The sequence below is a fragment of the Arcticibacter sp. genome (assembly GCF_053551015.1).
Window position 1 is genome coordinate 159859 of sequence record NZ_JBMQOB010000016.1, and the last position, 22041, is coordinate 181899.

The 22041-nt window shown below is 45.5% G+C and carries 16 protein-coding genes; 8 read left to right on the forward strand and 8 right to left on the reverse strand.

Features of this window, described 5'->3' with window-relative positions; translation table 11 throughout:
• Window positions 1-66 precede the first annotated feature (66 nt).
• Window positions 67-1245: a THUMP domain-containing class I SAM-dependent RNA methyltransferase gene (locus tag ACO1NU_RS10615; RefSeq protein ID WP_448818451.1), complete on the forward strand. Its 1179-nt coding sequence runs from the start codon at window positions 67-69 to the stop codon at window positions 1243-1245.
• 249 nt (window positions 1246-1494) lie between these two features.
• Here the strand turns inward: ACO1NU_RS10615 and hisS are convergent, their stop codons facing one another.
• The 4 genes from hisS to fumC all read right to left on the reverse strand — a co-directional run bounded on the left by hisS (window position 1495) and on the right by fumC (window position 5961).
• Window positions 1495-2895 (reverse strand): histidine--tRNA ligase, encoded by a 1401-nt coding sequence (gene hisS, locus ACO1NU_RS10620; protein ID WP_448818452.1) that lies wholly within the window; start codon window positions 2893-2895, stop codon window positions 1495-1497.
• Window positions 2896-3174: 279 nt separating this feature from the next.
• Window positions 3175-3969 (reverse strand): S1/P1 nuclease, encoded by a 795-nt coding sequence (locus ACO1NU_RS10625; protein ID WP_448818453.1) that lies wholly within the window; start codon window positions 3967-3969, stop codon window positions 3175-3177.
• 44 nt (window positions 3970-4013) lie between these two features.
• The gene (locus tag ACO1NU_RS10630; RefSeq protein ID WP_448818454.1) at window positions 4014-4517 is read right to left on the reverse strand and encodes a fumarate hydratase; all 504 of its coding nucleotides are present in this window, start codon (window positions 4515-4517) and stop codon (window positions 4014-4016) included.
• Between the two features lie 46 nt (window positions 4518-4563).
• A complete protein-coding gene (fumC, locus tag ACO1NU_RS10635) occupies window positions 4564-5961 on the reverse strand; it encodes a class II fumarate hydratase (protein ID WP_448818455.1) in 1398 nt (465 codons plus the stop codon).
• Between the two features lie 140 nt (window positions 5962-6101).
• Here fumC and ACO1NU_RS10640 point away from each other — a divergent pair, with 140 nt between their 5' ends.
• From ACO1NU_RS10640 to ACO1NU_RS10670, 7 genes are all read left to right on the forward strand, one after another.
• A complete protein-coding gene (locus tag ACO1NU_RS10640) occupies window positions 6102-7301 on the forward strand; it encodes a serine hydrolase domain-containing protein (protein WP_448818456.1) in 1200 nt (399 codons plus the stop codon).
• Between the two features lie 108 nt (window positions 7302-7409).
• Entirely contained in the window at window positions 7410-7790 is a 381-nt protein-coding gene (locus ACO1NU_RS10645) for a response regulator (RefSeq protein WP_448818457.1), read from the forward strand.
• 44 nt (window positions 7791-7834) lie between these two features.
• Entirely contained in the window at window positions 7835-8140 is a 306-nt protein-coding gene (locus ACO1NU_RS10650) for a YbaB/EbfC family nucleoid-associated protein (RefSeq protein ID WP_448818458.1), read from the forward strand.
• A 10-nt stretch (window positions 8141-8150) separates the two neighbouring features.
• Window positions 8151-8831, forward strand: coding sequence for a metal-dependent hydrolase (locus ACO1NU_RS10655; protein WP_448818459.1), 681 nt, complete (start codon window positions 8151-8153; stop codon window positions 8829-8831).
• 386 nt (window positions 8832-9217) lie between these two features.
• A complete protein-coding gene (locus tag ACO1NU_RS10660) occupies window positions 9218-12454 on the forward strand; it encodes a SusC/RagA family TonB-linked outer membrane protein (protein ID WP_448818460.1) in 3237 nt (1078 codons plus the stop codon).
• 11 nt (window positions 12455-12465) lie between these two features.
• Window positions 12466-14286, forward strand: a complete 1821-nt coding sequence (locus ACO1NU_RS10665; protein WP_448818461.1) for a RagB/SusD family nutrient uptake outer membrane protein — start codon at window positions 12466-12468, stop codon at window positions 14284-14286.
• Between the two features lie 10 nt (window positions 14287-14296).
• Window positions 14297-15955 carry a DUF4957 domain-containing protein gene (locus ACO1NU_RS10670; protein ID WP_448818462.1) on the forward strand — a complete coding sequence of 553 codons (1659 nt, stop codon included), beginning with the start codon at window positions 14297-14299 and terminating at the stop codon, window positions 15953-15955.
• Between the two features lie 79 nt (window positions 15956-16034).
• Here the strand turns inward: ACO1NU_RS10670 and ACO1NU_RS10675 are convergent, their stop codons facing one another.
• The 4 genes from ACO1NU_RS10675 to ACO1NU_RS10690 form a co-directional block, all read right to left on the reverse strand.
• Window positions 16035-17297 (reverse strand): glucose-1-phosphate adenylyltransferase, encoded by a 1263-nt coding sequence (locus ACO1NU_RS10675; protein WP_448818588.1) that lies wholly within the window; start codon window positions 17295-17297, stop codon window positions 16035-16037.
• A gap of 3 nt (window positions 17298-17300) precedes the next feature.
• Entirely contained in the window at window positions 17301-18716 is a 1416-nt protein-coding gene (locus tag ACO1NU_RS10680; protein ID WP_448818463.1) for a glycogen synthase, read from the reverse strand.
• 165 nt (window positions 18717-18881) lie between these two features.
• Window positions 18882-21680: a DNA polymerase I gene (polA, locus tag ACO1NU_RS10685; protein ID WP_448818464.1), complete on the reverse strand. Its 2799-nt coding sequence runs from the start codon at window positions 21678-21680 to the stop codon at window positions 18882-18884.
• Complete coding sequence (locus ACO1NU_RS10690) at window positions 21681-22040, reverse strand: carboxymuconolactone decarboxylase family protein (RefSeq protein ID WP_448818465.1); 360 nt, start codon at window positions 22038-22040, stop codon at window positions 21681-21683.
• Window position 22041: the final 1 nt, after the last annotated feature.

Below are 22041 nucleotides of genomic sequence, written 5' to 3' on the forward strand. Positions count from 1 at the left end.
CTGTCTGTTCTTTTAAAATCTTAATCAAAACTGGCAAATTTAATTGATTAACTTAGCACATATTTTATGCAAGTTTTCAACACTAAGAGCAGGATCATCATTACCTGCAATAACAGACTCAGTCCTTATCTCACAGATGAAGTTGATGCTCTGGGATTTGACATCACGCGCAGGTTCAATACGGGCCTGGAACTCGAGGGTACGGTCACCGACTGCATCACGCTAAACCTCAATCTGCGCACGGCCAGTCAGGTCCTTTATTCGATAAAAAGTTTCGATGCACCTAGTCCGAAAGAATTATACGACGGGCTGGTAGATATCCCATGGGAAGAGATAATCGACTTCGCCGGTTATTTCTCTATTACGTCTAACGTGGACAACGAACATATCCGCACGCCTTTATTCGCCAACGTTAAGGTGAAGGATGCTATTGTGGACCGCATACGCGCCAAGAAAAATTTAAGGCCTAACACAGGACCGTCTGTCGACAAGACCGTTGTGCATCTGTATTGGAAGAACAATCTGGCGGAGATCTTCCTCGACACTTCGGGTGAGGTGCTATCCAAGCACGGATACCGTAAGCTGCCGGGAAAAGCCCCGATGCTGGAAGCGCTCGCAGCCTCAACCATTCTGGCCAGCAAGTGGGACATGAAGAGTCCTTTTGTAAATCCCATGTGTGGTTCGGGAACCCTGGCCATCGAAGCGGCCTTGCTTGCAACCGACAGGAGATCTGGTCTGTTCCGTATGAATTACGGCTTCATGCATATTCTTGGATATGATGAACAGGTGTTCTTTACCGAGCGCCGGAAGCTGAAAGACAGAATCGTTAAGCAGCTGGATGTGAAGATCATCGCCAGCGATATTTCTGAGGAAGCGGTTGAAACTGCCCGTCAGAATGCCCGCACTGCAGGCGTGGATCAGCTTATTGACTTTCAGGTCTGTGATTTCGAAGCTACAGAGATGCCTGAAGAAGCAGGCGTGGTCATGTTCAATCCTGAATATGGTGAGCGTCTGGGTGTGCATTCACAGCTGGAGCTTACCTACAAGCGTATCGGTGATTTCCTGAAGCAGAAGTGTAAAGGTTATTTCGGATATGTGTTTACCGGAAATCCTGACCTGGCTAAAAAGATCGGACTTCGTGCTTCCAGAAGAATTGAATTTTATAACGGAAGACTCGATTGCCGCTTGTTTGAATATGAGTTATACGATGGATCAAAGCGTGAGCCATTAGAGCAGAACGCATAGCCCCGGGCAATAGATCATCTGAGATATAAACGAAAAAGAGGCTGTATCAAAAGTCAAAATCATAATTCGCAAACAGAATTTAATTTTGACGGGTCTCGAAAATAATGAAATACAACAAAAACGGCAATTTTCTATATGAAAAATTGCCGTTTTTTGTAAAGATGGTGGCCACAATAAAATATTATTTTGCGACCTCAAGGCCAAAATGACTTTTGATACAGCCCCTTTTCTATTTCATGTGGAAATGCTCTACTTTCTGAACCTGCTGATCAGTTCTTCTTTGCTGATCTTTTCCTGTGTGCCTGCCTGCATATCTTTCAGCGTCAGTTCTCCGGTTTCCATTTCCTCGCTTCCGATCAGTACCACAAACGGAATGTTCTTGCCATCCGCGTACGAAAGCTGCTTCTTCAGTTTTGCAGAAGAAGGGTACAGCTCGGCTGCGATGCTATTTTCCCGCAATGACTGAATGATCGGCAATGCGAAGATCTCTGCCTGCGCATCAAAATTCGTGATTAGCAGCTTCGTGGTCTCCGAGGTGCTTTCGGGGAATAAATTTAGCTCTTCCAGAACATCATAGATACGGTCTGCACCAAAGGAAATGCCTGCGCCGGTAAGTCCCTTTAACCCGAACATGCCGGTCAGGTCATCATATCTGCCCCCGCCGCCAATACTTCCCATTGCGACTTCATTTGTCTTCACTTCGAAGATTGCGCCGGTATAATAATTCAGTCCTCGCGCCAGTGTAATGTCAAGCTCCAGGAACAGCGACAAATCTTCGTCAGACAGCCTGGTGAGTCCTTTAAGGTACTCCAGGATAGATTCAATTTCCGCGATACCTTTTAAACCGGTCTCAGACGAGGCCAAAACAACCTTGAGTTGTGCGAGCTTCTCCAGCGTGCTGCCCTGCAGCAGAATCACTGGTTTTAGCTTCTCGATATCTTCAGCGGTGAAACCCCGGTCGATCAATTCTTTGGTGACACCATCAATTCCGATCTTATCCAGCTTATCAATTGCAACGGTCATGTCGACGATAAGCTCTGGCTTTCCGATGATTTCGGCAATGCCCGACAGGATTTTCCTGTTGTTGATCTTGATGGTGAAGTCTTTCAGCCCCAGTAAGCTAAGGGCTTCCTTGTAGATCAGCACAAATTCAGCCTCATTAAGCAGGCTTTCAGATCCTACCACGTCGGCATCACATTGATAAAATTCGCGGTAACGGCCTTTTTGAGGTCGGTCTGCACGCCATACAGGCTGAATCTGGAATCGCTTGAAGGGAAACGAGATTTCGTTCTGATGCATCACCACGTACCTGGCAAAGGGTACCGTAAGGTCATAACGCAATGCTTTTTCAGAGATAACCGGCAGCAGTGCCTTAGAGTTATATTCAAATTCAGCTGATTTCTGCTTCTTCTTATCTGCTTCACTCCAGAAGTCACCGCTATTCAGGATCTTAAAGATCAGTTTATCACCTTCTTCGCCATACTTACCCGTAAGGGTACTCAGGTTCTCCATAGATGGAGTTTGTATTTCCTGATAACCATATTTGCGGAATACGCTGCTGATTGTACTAAATATGTAGTTACGTTTCACCATTTCAGATGGTGAGAAGTCGCGTGTGCCTTTTGGAACAGACGGTTTAATGTTCGCCATAGCGGCAAAAATACAAATTGCCTGCTGAATTTGCTCACCGAGAGGCCATGATCTGATCAAATAGGGGCTACGGTACTAGATGGGTGGAGAAAAGGGGGGAGTTGCTTCGTTGTTGAGCTAGGGTTGAGCCGCTGTTCACCCGATATTTTTCGGGTGAACGGCGGGTGAGTGTCGGGTCACCAGCGGCTTAGGGTCGGATGATGCACCAACCAGAGTCAAGGGAGGTATAAATGAAAATCCCGGCTGCCATAGAGGATGTTGCCGGGATTTCTTATGTTATTAGCTTCCGAAAATCTCGTTCAGAAGGCCCGCAAGTCTGATTCCTCCTTTTACCAGTTGCTGGTTCGTGGTATCTATCCAGTCATAGTTGTACCGGAAGCTATAGTCGGTGCTTTTTTCAGCAGCCTTATAGAGATCTTCGCTCTTCTGGTAAGATTCATAGATCCAGGTAGAGAGGTCATCTCTCTGCCACTTCTGGATTTCAGCTTTTCCCGCAGCATTTACTGCATTGGAGTATTCGGTATAGCTTAGCTGCTGGTACTCGATGATGTTTGAATCCCAGATGCTGTGAAGATTGTCGGGCTGGCTGAACCATTTCACCCTGATGTCGTTACCACCCCTGTCTGCTGCGCGTCCGCAATGCATCGGTTGGTGAATATCGCCAACGAGATGAACCAGAATGCGAAGATACAACTGTTGTTGTTGCAGGGGAAGATCTTTCTTTTTCAGCTCTGCGGCTACAAATCGGATCTTATTGTAAGCATTGGAGGTAGTGTCCTTCTCCAGGGCCAGTCTGGCCTGCTCTGGAGTCAGCCCCTCCGGTAGGTTCACGAAATGCCAGTTGTTCATGTACCGGTAATGCGGGTTACTTTTGATAAAGTCCATCCAGGTGCTGCACATGGCAATACTCTCGTGTCCAAGGATCTTTCTGATCTTTTTGTTGGCTTTTGAGTTAATGTGGTTCTCAGCTACCTCGCCTACAATACGGTGTCCAAGGAGGCCCCATGCCTGAGACTGTAAAGGGAAATACAGCATGAACGCCGAAAGGAGTGTTACCGTAAATGATTTTTTCATTCGTGTATGATTTATGCTGAGCTATATGCTCGTAATGATCTGTATTAGAGTGGCTGCGGATTGCAGGTGATCTTTTGTTTTAAATTAAGCGACATAGGCACATGCTGGTGAATGTTCACCAACTCAATTTCCTGAGGGCTGGTTTTGCGGATCAGGAACTTGGGATTGTAGACGCCCGTGCGGTAGCAGCCTGCCAGCTTTTGTTTAAAGTTTTCGTGGGTGAATGCACCAACCAGGTAGAGGGTGTCTTTGCTGATGACGTAGTTTCCCTTTGCATATTCTTTCCAGTGGCCGCCTTTGAAGCAGCTGTCGGCATGATAGTTCACTTTCGAAAAGGTCTCAATGTTGACGTAGAACGAGTCGCAGGTAAACGTAAAGGTATGTTTTGTGTTCAGGAGCAAGCTGTCTTTGAAAGGCAGCGGTGCCTCTTCCCAGATGCCCTGAAATTCGGGGGAGCCAATTTTCTGCATGTTCGGGTTGAACTTGCAGGCAGAAAAGAGGAACAGGAAAGTAAATAGGTAAGCCGGAGCCTGGAATCTGTATCTCATAAAATAAAAATTCCCTCTCCTTCATGGAGAGGGATTTAACGAAAACCTATTTAAGGCCTCCAATCATATCTTCAGGGCGTACCCAGCTGTCAAATTGTTCTCCGGTAAGTAAACCAAGTTCGAGAGCAACTTCGCGAAGTGATTTATTTTCTTTGTGAGCTTTCTTGGCAATCTTCGCCGCATTCTCGTAGCCGATATGCGGGTTCAAGGCTGTAACAAGCATCAGTGAATTGTTCACGTGTTTTTTTATACCAACGTAGTTCGGCTCGATACCGATGGCACAATGGTCGTTGAACGATACACATGCGTCGCCGAGAAGACGGGCGCTCTGCAGGAAGTTGGCAGCGATCACCGGCTTGAATACGTTCAGCTCATAGTGTCCGTTCGACCCGCCTATAGAGATGGTCACATCGTTACCCATTACCTGGGCAGCAACCATAGTAAGGGCCTCACTTTGTGTAGGGTTCACCTTTCCAGGCATAATGGATGATCCAGGCTCATTTTCGGGGATGAATATCTCACCGATGCCTGAACGTGGTCCAGACGCCATCATGCGGATATCATTGGCGATCTTCATCAGCGCTACAGCAAGCTGCTTCAGTGCACCGTGAGTTTCAACCATGGCATCATGTGCGGCCAGTGCTTCAAACTTATTCTCAGCGGTAACAAAAGGAAGACTGGTAAACTGCGCAATATATTCTGACACCTTCACGTCGTATCCCTTAGGAGTGTTGATGCCTGTACCTACAGCGGTTCCGCCCAGTGCCAGCTCAGAAAGGTGAGCCAGGGTGTTTTTGATCGCCTTCAGGCAATGATCAAGTTGTGACACATAGCCGGAAAACTCCTGTCCCAGTGTCAGCGGCGTAGCGTCCATCAGGTGGGTACGTCCGATCTTGACAACATCTTTGAAAGCTTCTGATTTCTCTTTCAGCGTGTTTCTTAATTTTTCAACCCCGGGAATGGTGGTGTGAAGCACCATCTTGTATGCAGCGATGTGCATGGCAGTAGGGTAGGTATCATTAGACGACTGAGATTTGTTCACGTCATCGTTCGGGTGTATAAATGTCTTACCGCTTCCGAGCGTGTTACCCTGCAGCACATGTGCCCGGTTAGCAACAACCTCATTTACGTTCATGTTCGACTGGGTACCGGATCCGGTTTGCCAGATGACCAGGGGGAACTCTCCATAATGATCGCCATTCAAAATTTCATCACACACTTTAGCGATTAGATCGCGCTTTTCTGCTGGAAGTACACCGCAGTCTGTATTGGTATATGCTGCTGCCTTCTTGAGATAGGCGAATGCATCAATAACCTCTTTTGGCATAGATGCTTCCGGTCCAATTTTAAAGTTATTTCTTGAGCGCTCGGTCTGTGCTCCCCAGTATTTCTCAGCCGGGACCTGCACCTCGCCCATGGTGTCATGTTCTATTCTGAAATTCATGATTTTTAGTTTGGTCAGCAAATTTAATTTTTTTATCCTTTATAATCAGACAGAAAAGCGTTTTAAAGGAGGTTCTGAACTTGGTTATTGTAATAATTTTCTGATTTTCGCGGTTGATTAACAGCTATCTTGAATTCCGTATGACACGAATCTGCCTCTTTATAACCGCAATTTTCTGCTTCACTTTTTCATTCTCATCCTGCTCATCAGAAAGTAAGCCTGCTCAACGTACAGCGGAGGACGATAAGTCTGATAGTTTGATGCTTGTTTATGATCCGGCAAAAGGCGACAAAAATATCGATGAATTTATGCGCAACCTGCATAAGAAGAGGGGTTTTAACGGGAATGTGCTGGTAGCAAAAAAGGGAAAGATCATTTATCAGAATGCGATAGGATGGGCAGACTATCTGCACCGCGACAGTTTGAAGATTCACTCGAAGTTTGAGCTGGCATCTGTCACGAAGCCGATGACGGCGACTGCCATTCTGATGCTGGCGGAACAAGGGAAACTTAAGCTGGATCAGACAGTGGACGAGTTTTTTCCTGATTTCCCTTATCAGGGTATCACGATAAAGATGCTGTTGTCTCACCGTTCGGGAATGATGAACTACGTCTATTTTGTAGACGGGGTGTTTAAGAAGGAGCGAAGGAGTGAGAGCAAGGGCATCAGCAATATGGACGTCATGAAGATGATTGCTGAGCGGAAGCCGTCAGCTTATACACGACCGAACGCCAAGTTTCATTATAATAACTCCAATTACATGGTGCTTGCTTCTATTATAGAGAAGGTGTCTGGAGTGCCTTACTCGCAATTCATGAGCGAAAATGTGTTCAAGCCGGCAGGCATGCACAATACAGCTGTCTATTCAAAGGCAGAATACGATAAAATCCCCGTAGACGTGGTCGGGCATGATCGTACGTGGCGTTATTCAGTTGTTCAGAATTTTCTGGACGGACCAGTAGGCGATAAGGGGATCTACAGTACAGTGCAGGACCTGTTCATCTTCGACAGGGCGCTGCGAAAGGGCAAGCTCCTTAGTAAAGCATGGCAGGATTCGGCTTATACAGGGCATAATGAAATGGCCCGCGGGCATTTCAACTATGGCTATGGTTGGCGGACCTTCGAAGGGAAGAACGACAAAGTAGTTTATCACACTGGATGGTGGCATGGGTTCAGACATATTTATCTTCGGGACCTGAAATCAGATGTAACGATTGTGCTGCTGAGTAATCTAACTAATGGAAGCCTTCTGCAGCTAGATGAGTTATATAAAATGGTGGGAATGCCCGTTGTTCGTAAATCTGCCTACTCAGGCAATGGGGATTCTACAGATGAATGATCAATTTAATTATTATTTGCGCAATTCCTTTTGTATGTTTAACAAGTCGGGTACTTTCCCGTGCGAGATGAATGTACATTTGGGCGATTCCCCTTTAGTAAATAGACTATGAGAAAGGTTTTTATCATTGACGATGATGTGATCCATCAGAGAATTGCTCAGATAATGATCGAAAAGCATCATACTTATGATTCTATTTCCAGCTATACAGAAGCTTCTAAAGCGCTGACCTTTCTGCAGGAGAATATCAGCTCCCTATCGGAACTCCCTGACGTGATTCTCCTGGACCTGAATATGCCCGTAATGGATGGCTGGGATTTCCTGGAAGAATTTAAAACCTTTGAATCCAAGCTAGCCAAGAAAATCAACATTTATATCGTAAGTTCCTCCGTGGACGAGAATGACAAAGTTCGCGCAGCTACATTTAGCTCGGTTAAAGGCTTTGTATCAAAACCGCTTTCTCCGATAATCCTGAAGGAATTGAGTTAAACCATTGGTTCCGATAATTGTATTAATAAAATAATCTAATAGATATGTTCGATAAATTAATGCAGGTTCAGCAGCAGGCTGAAGAGATCAAGAAGCGATTGGATTCGATAAGCGTTAAGGGTGAAGCAGAGGGAGGTAAGATAGTGGTTACTTCTACAGGAAATAAGAACATTACTTCTATTCATATCGATGAAGCTTTTCTACAGTCTGCGGATAAAGAAGAGCTGGAAGAACTGCTGGCTGTTGCGGTAAACAAGGCGCTTACGCAAGCGGAAAATGTTCATCAGACTGAAATGCAGGCGCTCAGCAGCAATATGCTGGGAGGTTTAGGCAATCTGTTTAACGGTTAACCAATCATCTATGAAACTTACGTATTACGGTCAGTCGTGTTTCCTCCTGGAAACGCAGGGCTATCATATTCTCTTCGATCCGTTTATCAGTCCCAATGAACTCGCCAAGGATATCGATGTCGATTCGATCCCTGCTGACTTCATTCTGGTGTCGCACGGACATGAAGACCATACTGCCGATCTGGTCAGAATAGCGAAAAGGACAAACGCTGTAGTTATTTGTGCCTTCGAAATCTCAGCCTGGCTGGAAAAGCAGGGTGTGACCAATTGCCATCCGATGAATCTGGGTGGGCAATGGAACTTCGATTTTGGGAACGTGAAGATGGTTTTTGCTGCTCATTCGAGCTCTCTGCCGGACGGTACCTATGCGGGTACAGCGGCAGGTTTCGTGATTAAAACTTCCGGAAAGACATTGTATTACGCCGGCGACACTGCACTTACGCAGGAAATGAAGTTAACAGGTGAGTTGTGTAAGCCAGATCTTGCATTTTTGCCTATAGGCGACAATTTCACGATGGGCATAGATGATGCTATCGTAGCTGCCCGTTTTCTTAACTGTACGCAGATCATCGGAATGCATTATGATACCTTTGGCTATATCAAAATCGACAAAGAAGATGCTGTGCAGCGGTTTAAGGCTGCCGGTAATGATTTGAAATTAATTGATATCGGTGGAAGTAGCGAGCTCTGAGGACGATCTTTCCGCTAAACTTAGCTGACTTTTCCGGTTATTTCAGGCTGGGCACCTGAAATAGAAATCTCATATATAACGATATATCTACATGAAAAGATATCCGGTTATGTGGGATTTTTTGTTTTTACCTGTTTTGCGAGTGACTTCCTCAACGCCCATATTTATACCAACAAAATAGCGCCAGTTTTAACCTATCAGGTTGATCTTCTGACTAAACGGCCATGAGTCCCTGACCGGGAACGATTGCACAGATATTTCCCTCCGTAGTGAATTATTTCACATTTAAAGTATTTAAGTTTGTTTCTGAAAGGAAAATATAGTCAGTTTAGAGACCAATAAACTAACGCTATTCTCTATTATTTTAATAACCTAATTTATTTTGCATGAAAAAAGTTCTACTAGTAGTGGCTTTATTGTGTTCGTTTATGTTTGTTGCTTCGGCGCAAACCAGACAGATCACCGGTAAAGTGACAGACAAGGGCGGAGAGGCTCTAATTGGAGTGAGTGTTACCATCAAGGGTACTACTAAAGGGGTGAGTACAGACGCTAGCGGAAATTTCAAACTTTCAATACCTACCAGCGGCAACTCAGTTCTGGTTATCAGGTACGTAGGGTTTAAGAGTCGTGAAGTTCAGGTTGGAAGCCAAACCAAGTTGAACGTGGTGCTTGAGGATGATTCGGCTTTGCTGGACGAGGTGATGATTAACGTCGGTTACGGCCAGACTGTCTCTAAAGAGGCGGCAACCGGTTCGGTTTCAGGGGTTAAAGGTCGCGAGTTGTCAAATGTGCCGGTGAGCACTGCTGCAGAAGCCCTTACAGGCCGTTTAGCTGGTGTTCAGGTCACAACGACAGAAGGAGCACCTGGTGCGGAAATTCAGATCAGAGTTCGGGGTGGAAGTTCTCTCACCGGAAGTAATGAACCGTTGTATATCGTAGACGGTATTCAGGTAGACAATGCCTTGTCTGTTATTTCCCCTCAGGAAATTGAAGATATTACGGTGCTTAAAGATGCTGCTTCTGCTGCCATTTATGGATCTCGTGGTGCTAATGGGGTTGTATTGATTACGACCAAAGGCGGAAGGGATATGAAAACGCAGGTAACCTATACTGGCTATGCGGGTCTTAGAAAGATCGTAAACAAGCTTGAGGTTATGGATCCTTATGAATTTGTCAAGTATCAGTACCAAATCTACAATTACAATACGAACGAAGATACCCGAAATAGCTTCACCAAGTCATATGGCTTTTATGGAGACTTAGACTTATATAAAGAGGTGCCGATTGCAGATTGGCAGGAGCAGGTTTTCGGTACGGAAGCATTTACGCAATCGCATGTTTTAGGTATTACAGGAGGTTCAAAAGAAACCACGTTCTCCTTCAACTTGAATCATACTGAGGAGGACGGTATTATGATAGGTTCGGGCTATGAACGTACACTTGCCTCTTTAAAATTTGATCATAAAGTTTCCAAACGTGTTAAAGTGGGGGTCAATACCCGGTATAGCAGACAAAGGATAGATGGTGTAGGTACGTCAAGTACTGGAACTCAAGGTACCAACCGGTTAAGAAATGCGGTAAGGTTCAGACCCTTTGTTGCGCCTGGCTTGGAATCTCAGGTGGATGAGTTCGATGCAGAGTATGCAAACCTGACAAACTTAACCAGTCCGATCGTGCTCGCACAACAGGAACTGAAATATGATTACCGTAATGACGTTTATTTCAACGGTTGGTTTGGTCTGGAACTGATGAAAGGATTGGAGTTCCGATCGTTGGTAGGTGTAACCGCTACTGACAGGAAAATTAACAGTTTCAATGGTGTTGCTACAGGCGTAGCGAGACAGAACGCTCAGTTACCAGTGGTTGATAGGTCTAGAAACGACGGTGTCAACTTCAACATCTCGAACACATTCACCTATAAAACTGCTGTTAAAAAAGATCATAAGTTAGATTTTCTTTTGGGACAAGAGTATGTTCAGCGGAAAAACGAGCTGAGTGCTGTCAGAACTAAATACCTGCCCTCAGACATAACAGCCGATCAGGCATTCAATGGCATACAGAAGGCAACGCCTCCTGCAGGATTGATCCAGGACGCACCGACTACAGGATATCAGGAAGATCGACTGATGTCACTTTTTGGAAGAGCCAACTACAATTACAAAGGAAAATATCTTGCAACTGTAAATGCACGTGCTGACTGGTCTTCGCTTTTTGCCAGAGAAAACAGGTTGGGAATTTTCCCTTCAGCTTCCCTTGCATGGAGAATTTACGAAGAAGACTTCATGGCGAATTCAAAATCATGGCTTTCAGACTTAAAGATACGCCTGAGCATGGGTGCACTGGGTAACAACAGAATCGGCCTGGATATGTACAAAATCATGTTTGAATCTCAAACGAATGATAGTTATGCTGAAGGTGAAGCATTAACTCCAGGTTTGGCTGCTATAAATTATGCGAACCCTCAGTTAAAATGGGAAACGACCGTTTCACGGAACTTGGGCGTTGACTTCGCATTGTTTAAAAACCGCCTGACGGGAACGGTTGATTTCTACCTGAATGACACGAAAGATCTACTGTTAAAGCAGCGGGTTTCGCCGACGATCGGGTATTCAGACCGGACAAATAATATCGGAAAGACTGAAAATAAGGGATTGGAAATTCAATTATCCGGTACAATCATCAGCAAGAAAGACTTTAACTGGACAGCGAGCTACAACATGTCTTTCAACAAGAATAAGATTGTTGACCTTGGCCAGGATCCACAGGGCAACAAGATCAAATCCTATCTGGAATCATCAAGATGGGTAAGTGCAACCTATGAGGACTTCCTGGTCGAAGTAGGAAAGCCAGTTGGGCAATATTATGGATATGTGACTGATGGCTTCTATAAGCTCGAAGACTTCAATTATGACGCTGCCACGCGGGCTTACACCTTGAAGGCTGGTATTCCTAATAGCAGGGACATTGCCTTGGGAAACAGAGAGCCGCAGCCTGGTGACTTGAAATTAAAGAAGTTGTCTAACTCTGAGAGCGATTATATCTCTACCGCTGACAGGACGGTATTAGGTAATGCTCAACCAACTTTCATCGGTGGATTTAACCAGAACTTTACCTATAAAGGTTTTGATCTCGGGATCTTCATGAACTTCTCTGTAGGCAACAAAGTTTATAATGCGAACAAGATTGAGTTCACAACCCAATATTTGTATAAAGACAACAACATGCTTTCTCTAATGAACGATCGTTGGAAATGGTATAATGAAGCAGGTGCTTTGGTGAAGGACCCTACTGAACTGGCAGCGATGAACGCAGGCACTCAGTATTGGACTCCTCCGGTTGGTCAATACTTCCTGCATTCTTTTGCGATTGAGGACGGCTCATTCCTGAGAATTAGCAATGTCACTCTGGGATATACACTTCCTAAAAGCATTATAAAGCCGACAAAAGTGATAAGTAATCTACGTGTTTATACAACCGTGAACAATCTGTGGACGATTACAGGATACTCAGGTTATGACCCTGAGGCCAACACCAGAAGATCAAATCCTTTGACTCCTGGTGTAGACTATGCTGCATATCCTCGCAGCCGTTTCTTTGTTGCAGGTTTGAATGTAACATTTTAAAAAACAAGAGAATGAATACTTATAATATAAAGAACATAACCCTGGCATTGTTACTCGGAGCGACAGTCTTAGCTCCATCCTGTAAGAATGTACTTGATATAGAAAACCCGGCTACATTATCTCAAAATGCCGTTTTTAGTAGCGTATCGTATACAAATTCCGCTGTCATAGGAATTTACAACAAGCTCCCGGGAGACGATGGGTACGGGAGTAGAATATCTATCCTTTATCCTCAGGGAGGCGAAGACTTCAAGATTGGGGGCGACTTCAATCCTCTTGACAGAAGAGGTTTAAGCGGCTATGGCGCAAGTCCTGACAACACCGAATTGAATGCTCCCTTTGCACAATTATATTCCGGAATTGAGCGGGCGAATATTTGTATCAAGTATATTCCCTTATCCAATCTGTATAATAACGGAACAGCAGCAGAGAAGGCTTCCATGCGTAAGTTATACGGGGAGGCACTTACACTTCGGGCGCAGTTTTATTATGAACTGATTCGTAACTGGGGAGATGTGCCTGCGTCATTCGTGCCAGCAGAAGATGTTCCAGATCCAAGTCTTCCGAAAACCGACAGAGATGAGATATATGATAAGCTACTCGCTGACCTGGAGTTGGCCAGTGAACTGGTTCCATGGAGAAGTCAGTCTAATGAACCGACCACCCGTGTTTCGAAGGCCGCTGTTAAAGGGTTGAGAGCACGGATCGCGTTAGCCAGAGGAGGTTATTCACTACGTAGAGAGCCCCGGATGATGATGCGGAAGGATGACTATAAAGCTTTCTACAAAATTGCCATGGATGAGTGCAAATCGATCATTGATAAAGGTGAGAATGGCCTTAACCCAAGCTTTGAGAACCTGTTCAAGACATTGCACACAGCAGGTCGGATGGACCCGAACTACGAGCTTATCTTCGAAGTTGGAGCGTATGGGGGAAATGCCAGAACCGATACAAAGTTAGGTTATGCCAACGGTATCCGCATGAATACAAACTCATCTTTCGGACAGGCTAATGGCGGAAACGCAGCGATCCCTACGTATTTCTATGAGTTTGAGAAAAACGATTCAAGAAGAGATGTTACGTTGGCGTATTTCGAAATAGATGCGACGGACAGTAAAGCAATTGTTGATCCTAACTCATTCAGGGAGGGTAAGTTCAGAAAGTACTGGACCACTATCAAAGGTACCAACCAGACCCTGGGTATCAACTACCCCCTTATCCGCTATGCCGATATTCTGTTGATGTATGCTGAAGCCGATAATGAAGTTAATGGAGGTCCGTCTGCAGCCGCGAAGAATGCGCTGGAGCTTGTCAGAAAAAGAGCATTCGCGGGCTATGAGAGTACAATTCCTGCTACTCCCGGTGATTATCAGGGCTTCTTCGATGCCATAGTGCAGGAGCGCTTACTGGAATTCGGTGGAGAGGGAATCAGGAAATATGATTTAATAAGGTGGAATCTGCTGGCTTCGACAATTGAAAAAACAAGGGCGAATCTTAGAGCTTTGATGAATGGAACAGGGAAGTATGCTAATGTGCCGACCCACGTTTATTATAAGCCGACCCGTCTTTTGAATACTAATGTGAAAGCTGAGATTGAAAGTCTTGATCTGTTTGGCGGTTCGGTATCAGTTGCTATGTATAATCCCGCTCCCGCTACAGCTCCTGCAGGATATGTAAAGAGGAACTGGCGTGCTGCCATAACTGAAGCCAATATTACGGGGCCACTCACAGGATTTGCTATTCAATTTGAGCCTAATCGCAAAGAGCTGTTCCCTATTTTTAGCGGAGTCCTTAACCTGAATGCAAACTTGACTCAAGATTACGGATACTAACATGAAAGTGATGAAATTAAAGAATATATTAAACGGTCTTTTCTTTACCATGCTATGTATCGCCGTAGCATCTTGTAAGAAAGATGAATTCGATCCTAGTGTTAACTTAAGCAGACAATTTCTGCCTACTACGCTAAAGGTAACTGCAGGTGAGACTCAAGTACAGATATCCTGGAGCAAAGCTTTGTTTACTACCAGTAAGGATAGTGTTACCTATACAGTGTTGGTGTCTACGGATTCTACATTTGCATCAACATCTCAGATGCTGACGAAGGTAACAGATACAGCAAGTATTACTTTGACAGACGATGATTTGGCAGTGAAGCAGAAATATTATGCTCTTGTTAAAACAAATGGTGCTGGCACGACAGCTGATTCCAAGTGGGGAAGAACTCCTGCTTTCAGCATTACCGGCGAGCAAATATTTTCTCCTGTGCTTCCTTCTGAAATCAAGGATAAGTCGGTTACCTTGAGATGGCGAAACACGGCAAACCTTACCAAGATAAGCTTAAAGGCTACGAGCGGAGCCGCAATAGAAATTCCGCTGACCGCGAATGACGTAGCTGATAACTTTAAACTGATTACTGGACTGACGCCACTCACGTCGTATGTAGCAGAGATCTACCAGGGGGCAAAATTGAAGGGCACCACTACTTTTGTGACTCCTGAACCAAGTATCTTTACCGTGATTCTGGAGCCTGGAGACGATTTAATCGTGGCGGTGAACAACGCGGCAAACGGAGACGTAATCGGATTGAAGCCTGGGACCTATAACGTAGCGGAGAACCTGGTATTTGCTCAGAAAAGTGTGACTCTACAGTCTGTTTCCGGTAACCCAGGAGATACGAAGGTCAATTTTAAAGAAGTTGTGCTGGCCGGAACCGGAGCGGGAGCAGTACTTAAGGGAATTGAGTTCGATGGAGCGGCGTATTCTGCGGCCTATTTTATAAACCTTGTAGGAGGAGTTGGCAATGATGCTGGGGCAGCGACATTTTCTTCGATTTTAGTAGACAATTGTAATATACACAACCTGGCCAATTGTATAATGAGAGCTAACCGCGCTGCTAACGGTGATCATAAGATCAACTCAATAAAGTTCACCAACAGCAAGGCTTATGACATCTCTTCAGGAGCAACATACGTTACCTTTACGATTGAGAAGCTTGAGTTTAAAACGATGGAACTATCAAATTCTACGTTTTACAACATAGGACGGACGTTCATTTCAGCTGGTACTACACTGCCGTCATCTGCAGCTAAGCCGAGCGTACTAATTGATAATTGTACCTTCAATAATTTTGGATCAGGAGGTAACAACCGGAACTATCTTATCATAGATGCGAATGCAAACCCAATCGACTTTGTGTTAAGGAACTCAATTCTTGCTAACTCTCCTATGACTGGCGGAGCTATCGGAAATGCAGCTCTAAGGGCAGCAGCTCCAACGTCTATGGTATCTGTCACTAACAACAATATTTTCAAGTTAACGAATGGGGCTTCGCCTGCGGCTGATTTAACATTCCCGAATTATGCGACACCAGCTAACCTGAAGACCATTGATTTAGGATGGAATGCAGCGACTACTGACTTTTCTCTCCCTGCAGGTTCAGAATTGAGAACATCAGGTACAAATGGAGGTCCGATAGGAGATCCGAGATGGGCTAAGTAAGTAGCTGTCGAAGGGTTTCTAAGGAGACATTGAAAGGACAGACTGGATCAGGAATGATCACAGTCTGTCCTTTTTTATTTTATATCACAGTGCCGTTAGGGATAACAGCTGCTTTTTTGATGACTACTATACCGTCTCTGACAGTATATTTCTCGTAGTCGCCGTCTTCGAGGTGCGGACCTCCATTGATGCGAACATCATTTCCAATACGGCAGTTTTTATCAAGGATTGCGTTGTTTATGAAACATCTTTCCCCAACACCCATGACAGGGGTTCCGGTTTTGCGGGCTTCTTCAAGCTGCTCAAGTGTCTGGTAATAGTCAGACCCCATGATATAGGTGCATTCGATCGTTGTACCCTTACCGATACGTGTTCTGATACCTATAACAGAGCGTTCAATGCGGCTGGCATCGATGATACATCCGTCGGAGATAACCGTTTTCTCGAGGGTTGTGCCCATGATTTTTGATGGCGGCAACATACGAGCTCTGGAGAAAATACTTTTTTTGTCGAACAGGTTGAACTGAGGGATATCGTCAGTTAGTCCGATGTTTGCTTCAAAAAAGGATGGGATCGTACCAATGTCGGTCCAATAGCCATCATACTGGTAAGCTACCACTTTCTTCTTGTTGATTGCCTCGGGAATGATCTCTTTACCGAAGTCGGTATGAGGGTCGTTGGTTAGCGTATCATAGATGATGTCTTTGTTGAAGATATAGATACCCATTGACGCCTGGAATATTCTTCCCTGTGCCTTCATATCGTCGCCGACTTCTGAGGTCCAGTCTTCCAGACCTGACTTCGGCTTCTCAATAAACGAGGTAATATTGAAGTTCTCATCGGTTTTCATGATACCGAAGGAAGATGCGTCTTTTGCTGATACAGGGATTGTCGCTACGGAGATATCTGCCTTGAGTGCCGCATGCTTTTCAATCATATCATTGAAGTCCATCTGATAGAGCTGATCTCCGGAAAGGATGAGCACGTACTCGAAGTCAAATGGAGAGATATGATGCAGACATTGTCTTACAGCATCAGCAGTTCCCTGATACCAGCCGGAATTATTCGGCGTCTGTTCGGCAGCAAGTATATCGACGAACCCGTCACTAAATACGTTAAAGTGATAGGTATTCTTAATGTGCTTGTTTAGAGATGCCGAATTGAACTGCGTTAGGACGAAGATCCGGTCGATCCCTGAGTTAAAACAGTTTGAAATGGGAATATCAACCAGCCTGTATTTCCCTGCAATGGGAACGGCCGGTTTTGATCGGGTGGCAGTAAGGGGATGAAGCCGGGTTCCCTGCCCGCCTCCCAGGATAACTGCAATAACTTTGGACATAATATATTATTTAAGGCTGTTATATAGATCGATATATTGGTTTGCTGAGCGATTCCAGGAAAAATCCAGCAACATCATTCTCTTACGTAACAATCGAAGGTTGCTCGTGTTTGCGTATAAATCGACAGCACGGCCGATTGCTTCAACGATGGATTCGGCACTCAGCTCATCGAAGCAGATGCCATAACCTTCAGGTTCTGTAACGTCGATAACGGAATCTTTGAGGCCTCCTGTGCTGCGCACAACGGGGATAGTCCCATATTTGAGTGCATACAGCTGATTGAGGCCACACGGTTCAACCCGTGAAGGCATCAGCAGAAAGTCTGCGCCGGCGTATATACGGTGTGAAAGCGCCTCATCGTATCCTATATAAATATTATAGTCCTTCTTGTAAGTTTCCTTCAGCTGGGCCAGTTGTTCTTCAATAGCAGGGTCTCCGGAGCCGAGAATAAGAATACTTGCCTTGCTTCTAGCTGCAGACAGGATTTTTTCTATTGCGGCAGGAAGCAGATCGGCACCTTTTTCACCGACAAGTCGCCCGATGAAGGCAAACAGGGGCTTGGATAAGGTAAAGCCAAACTCTTTGCATAGTGCACGTTTGTTCTCCTGCTTTCCTTTCGTCACATTATCCATGCTGTAGTTCAAGGGAATCAATGAGTCTGTGCCTGGATTCCAGACGTCTGTATCGATACCGTTTAATATACCGGATCCTTTCTTTTCTTCCTGCAGGAAAAGTGATTCAAGCCCTTTGGAGCTCTGCTTCAGTTCTTCAAGATAGGTCGGGGATACGGTGGTGAACTTCCAGCACGATTTAACAGCTGCAGCAAGCGGGTTGATTGCACCGCCCCAGTCGAGCACGCCCCTCGTCAGCGGATCGGTTTCAGGGAGGTAGTGGAATTTATCCCAGCCAAACCAGCCTTGATACTGGCCATTATGTATAGTCAGCACCGTTGGTATAGTAGAAAGGAAGCGATATTTGAATGCATGAGCCATGAGGTATGGCACCAGCGCCGTATGGTGGTCGTGGCAATGAACAATGTCCGGGTATTCAGAAAACCTCAGGAGCCACTCAAGGAATGCCAATTGGAAGGCGATGAATTGCTCCGTTTCATCAGCATAGGAATAGACTTCTGATCTGTCCAGTAATCCGGGGATACGGATCAGATGCAGGTGAAATCCCAGCTTGTCAGTCGTTTCCTTCAGGACCTGAAAAGGCAGGTCTCTGTCGCCCATTCTGACATTTGATTCAAAGATGACTTCGAATTCATTGTCATGGGCAAACTTCCTGTCGTAATAAGGGGTGACAACTATGGACGTTACTCCGAGTTCCTGCTGGTATTTGGGGAGGGCTCCAACTACATCTCCTAATCCTCCAACTTTGGCTAAGGGAAAACACTCTGCACTTAAATGTACTACAACCATGATTAATCAGTATAAGGTTTATTGTTCTTCAATTTTGATAATGAATAACCTCGAAAAAGCCCGAAGGTTTAGCATAAACGACTTTATTTGTGGTCAAAAATGTTGATGAGTTAAATGTATCAAATATTTAATTTCTCAACGTGAACAAAATCAAGCAATACCAAATTAATGCGCCTGCAGCCAGTTGGCACCTGTACCCATTTCTACCAGAATGGGGACCGTGGTTTTCAGGGCGTTGCGCATGCGGTCTCCGACAATTTCTTTGACTTTCTCCAATTCAGGCGCGAAAACATCAAAAACAAGCTCATCATGTACTTGCATGGTCATCCTGGAAACGAGCTTTTGTTCGCGGAAATCCCGGTGAATATTGATCATGGCTACCTTGATCAGGTCAGCGGCGGAACCCTGGATTGGTGCATTGATGGCATTTCGCTCTGCGAAGCCCCGAACAGTGGCATTTGCAGAGTTAATATCGCGGAGGTAGCGACGTCGTCCCATAAGTGTCTGTACATATCCGTTTTCTCGGGCAAAGTTCATGGTATCGTTCATGTAGCGTTTTATGCCGGCATATTGATTGAAGTATTCTTCAATGATGGCGGCAGCCTCTTTTCGCGGAATACCCAGGTTTTGAGATAGACCGAAAGCTGACTGTCCGTATATGATGCCGAAGTTGACAGCTTTGGCATTGCGCCTTTTTGTATCGTCTACTTCTTCCAGTGAGATTCCATACACTTTGGCTGCGGTAGCTGTATGAATGTCAAGACCATTTGCAAAGGCATCCATCATGTTTTCGTCGCGGCTGATTTCAGCGATCAGACGAAGTTCAATCTGCGAATAATCCGCAGAAAGGAGGAGGTGATTTTCATCGCGGGGGATAAAAGCCTTGCGCACTTCCCTTCCGCGTTCAGTGCGGATCGGGATGTTCTGCAGGTTTGGATTATTGGAGCTAAGGCGGCCGGTAGCTGCTACAGCCTGGTTGTAGGAGGTGTGCAGCCTTTGGGTTTTCTGATTGATCAGCAAGGGCAGGGCATCTACGTAAGTGGATTTAAGCTTAAGAAGCTGCCGGAAGTCGAGGATGTCGCGTGCGATATCACTTCTGCCGGCGAGCGCACTCAATACGTCTTCGCCAGTTTGATACTGCCCGGTCTTCGTCTTTTTAGCCTTAGGATCAAGTTGCAGCTTGTCGAACAGTACTTCACCCAGCTGCCGTGGAGAAGAGATGTTGAATCTCACCCCAGCCTTTTCATATATAGTGGCTTCGAGTTGATTCAGGTCCGTCTCAAGCTGCAGGGAATATTCATTCAATGCATTCTTGTCGATGCGGACTCCTTCACGCTCCATATCGGCCAGTACATAGATCAGGGGGGTCTCCACTTCTCTGAAGAGTTTGTCTGCATTAGCGTCCACAAGACGGGGCTCAAAAACCTCCTTTAGCTGCAGTGTAATATCAGCATCTTCAGCCGCATACTCTTTGATCTTTTCTATCTCGACATCACGCATGTTGCCCTGGTTCTTTCCTTTTGATCCGATGAGCGATGTGATTTCTACAGGCTTATATCCGAGGTAGTTTTCTGCCAGGATATCCATGTTGTGCCGGGTGTCGGGATCGAGGAGGTAATGTGCGATCATGGTATCGAAGAGCTGGCCCCGCACCTGGATGTCATACCAGTTCAAAACCAGGATATCGTATTTGAGGTTCTGTCCGCTTTTGGCAATACTTTCATTCTCAAATACCGCTCTAAACTGATTTACCAGTTTAAATGCTTCCTCCTGATCTGCCGGAAAAGGGACGTACCAGGCATCGCCGGATTTTATAGAAAAAGAAAGTCCCACCAATTCACAGTTATTGGCGTCAATGCAGGTGGTCTCACTGTCAAAGCAGAAGCTTTCTACCGATTCCAGGATGCCGAGCAGTTCAGCGACTTTATCAGGAGTATCAGCAAGGTGATACGTGTGGGGCGTGTTTTGAATATTCCGGGTTCCCTGTAAGGGCTCTTCCGGCAAGGCAAAAGTAGGTGAAGGTGTGTTTACAGGCTGACCAAAAAGGTCTGTTTGCTGGCCGAAACCCGTCGGTCTGGAGCCTTCAGCCTTCAGTTCGTCGCCGAACACTCTTCTTCCTATCGTTCTAAACTCCAGTTCGGCAAAGAGCGGTTCAAGCATCTCTCTGCTTGGTTCAGTGACCAATAGGGCTTCCTCGTCGAGCTCTACCGGAGCATTGAGCATGATGGTGGCGAGTTTTTTTGAAATGAGGCCCTGTTCTGCAAATTTTTCGACGTTTTCCCGCATCTTGCCTTTCAGCTGATGACTGTTTTCGATAACCGCTTCTACGGAGCCAAATTGCCTGATCAGGGTCTTCGCTGTTTTCTCGCCGATGCCAGGGATACCGGGAATGTTGTCGACTGCATCGCCCCACATGCCAAGGATGTCAATGACCTGGTGGACGTGTTCCACTTCCCACTTGGCCAATACTTCAGGAACCCCCATGATTTCAAAGTCGTTGCCCATCCTTGCTGGTTTGTATATAAATATATTTTCTGATACCAGCTGCGCAAAGTCCTTATCGGGAGTCATGCAAAAAACTGTATACCCTGCCTGTTCGGCCTTTTTTGCAAGCGTGCCAATGATGTCATCTGCTTCATAGCCATCAGACGTGATGACAGGGATCCCAAATCCTTTAATCAGTTTGAAGACGTATGGGAGGGCTGCAGAGAGATCTTCCGGCATGGCTTGCCGGTGTGCTTTATAGTCGGTAAATTCAATATGTCTTTCCGTCGGGGCTTCTGTGTCGAAAACAACAGCCAGGTGAGTTGGTGTTTCCTTTTTTAGTATTTCCAGGAGCGTGTTCGTAAACCCCATAACGGCTGAGGTATTCAAGCCAGAAGAGGTAAACCGGGGGTTTTTACTCAAAGCGAAATGAGCCCTGTAGATCAGAGCCATGCCATCTAAAAGAAATAATTTTTTCATCTATTGGATTGTTTTGTCCGAAGCTGACAGCTCGTCCCAGTATTCAACCGCTCTCCGGTAGTGAGGAATAACAATAGAACCGCCAACAAGGTTCGCGATCATGAATACTTCGTTCAGCTCCTCAGAGGTGACACCTGCTTCGTGGCATTTGCCGAGGTGATACTTGATACAATCGTCGCAGCGAAGGACCATGGAAGCGACAAGACCCAGCATCTCTTTGGTTTTTAAATTCAGGGCTCCTTCGGCATACGATGTGGTATCGAGTGCGAAGAAGCGCTTGATATTGGTATTAGCGGTTTCCATTACCCGATCGTTCATGCGGGTTCTGTACTCATTGAATTCGTTTACTAACTTTCCCATC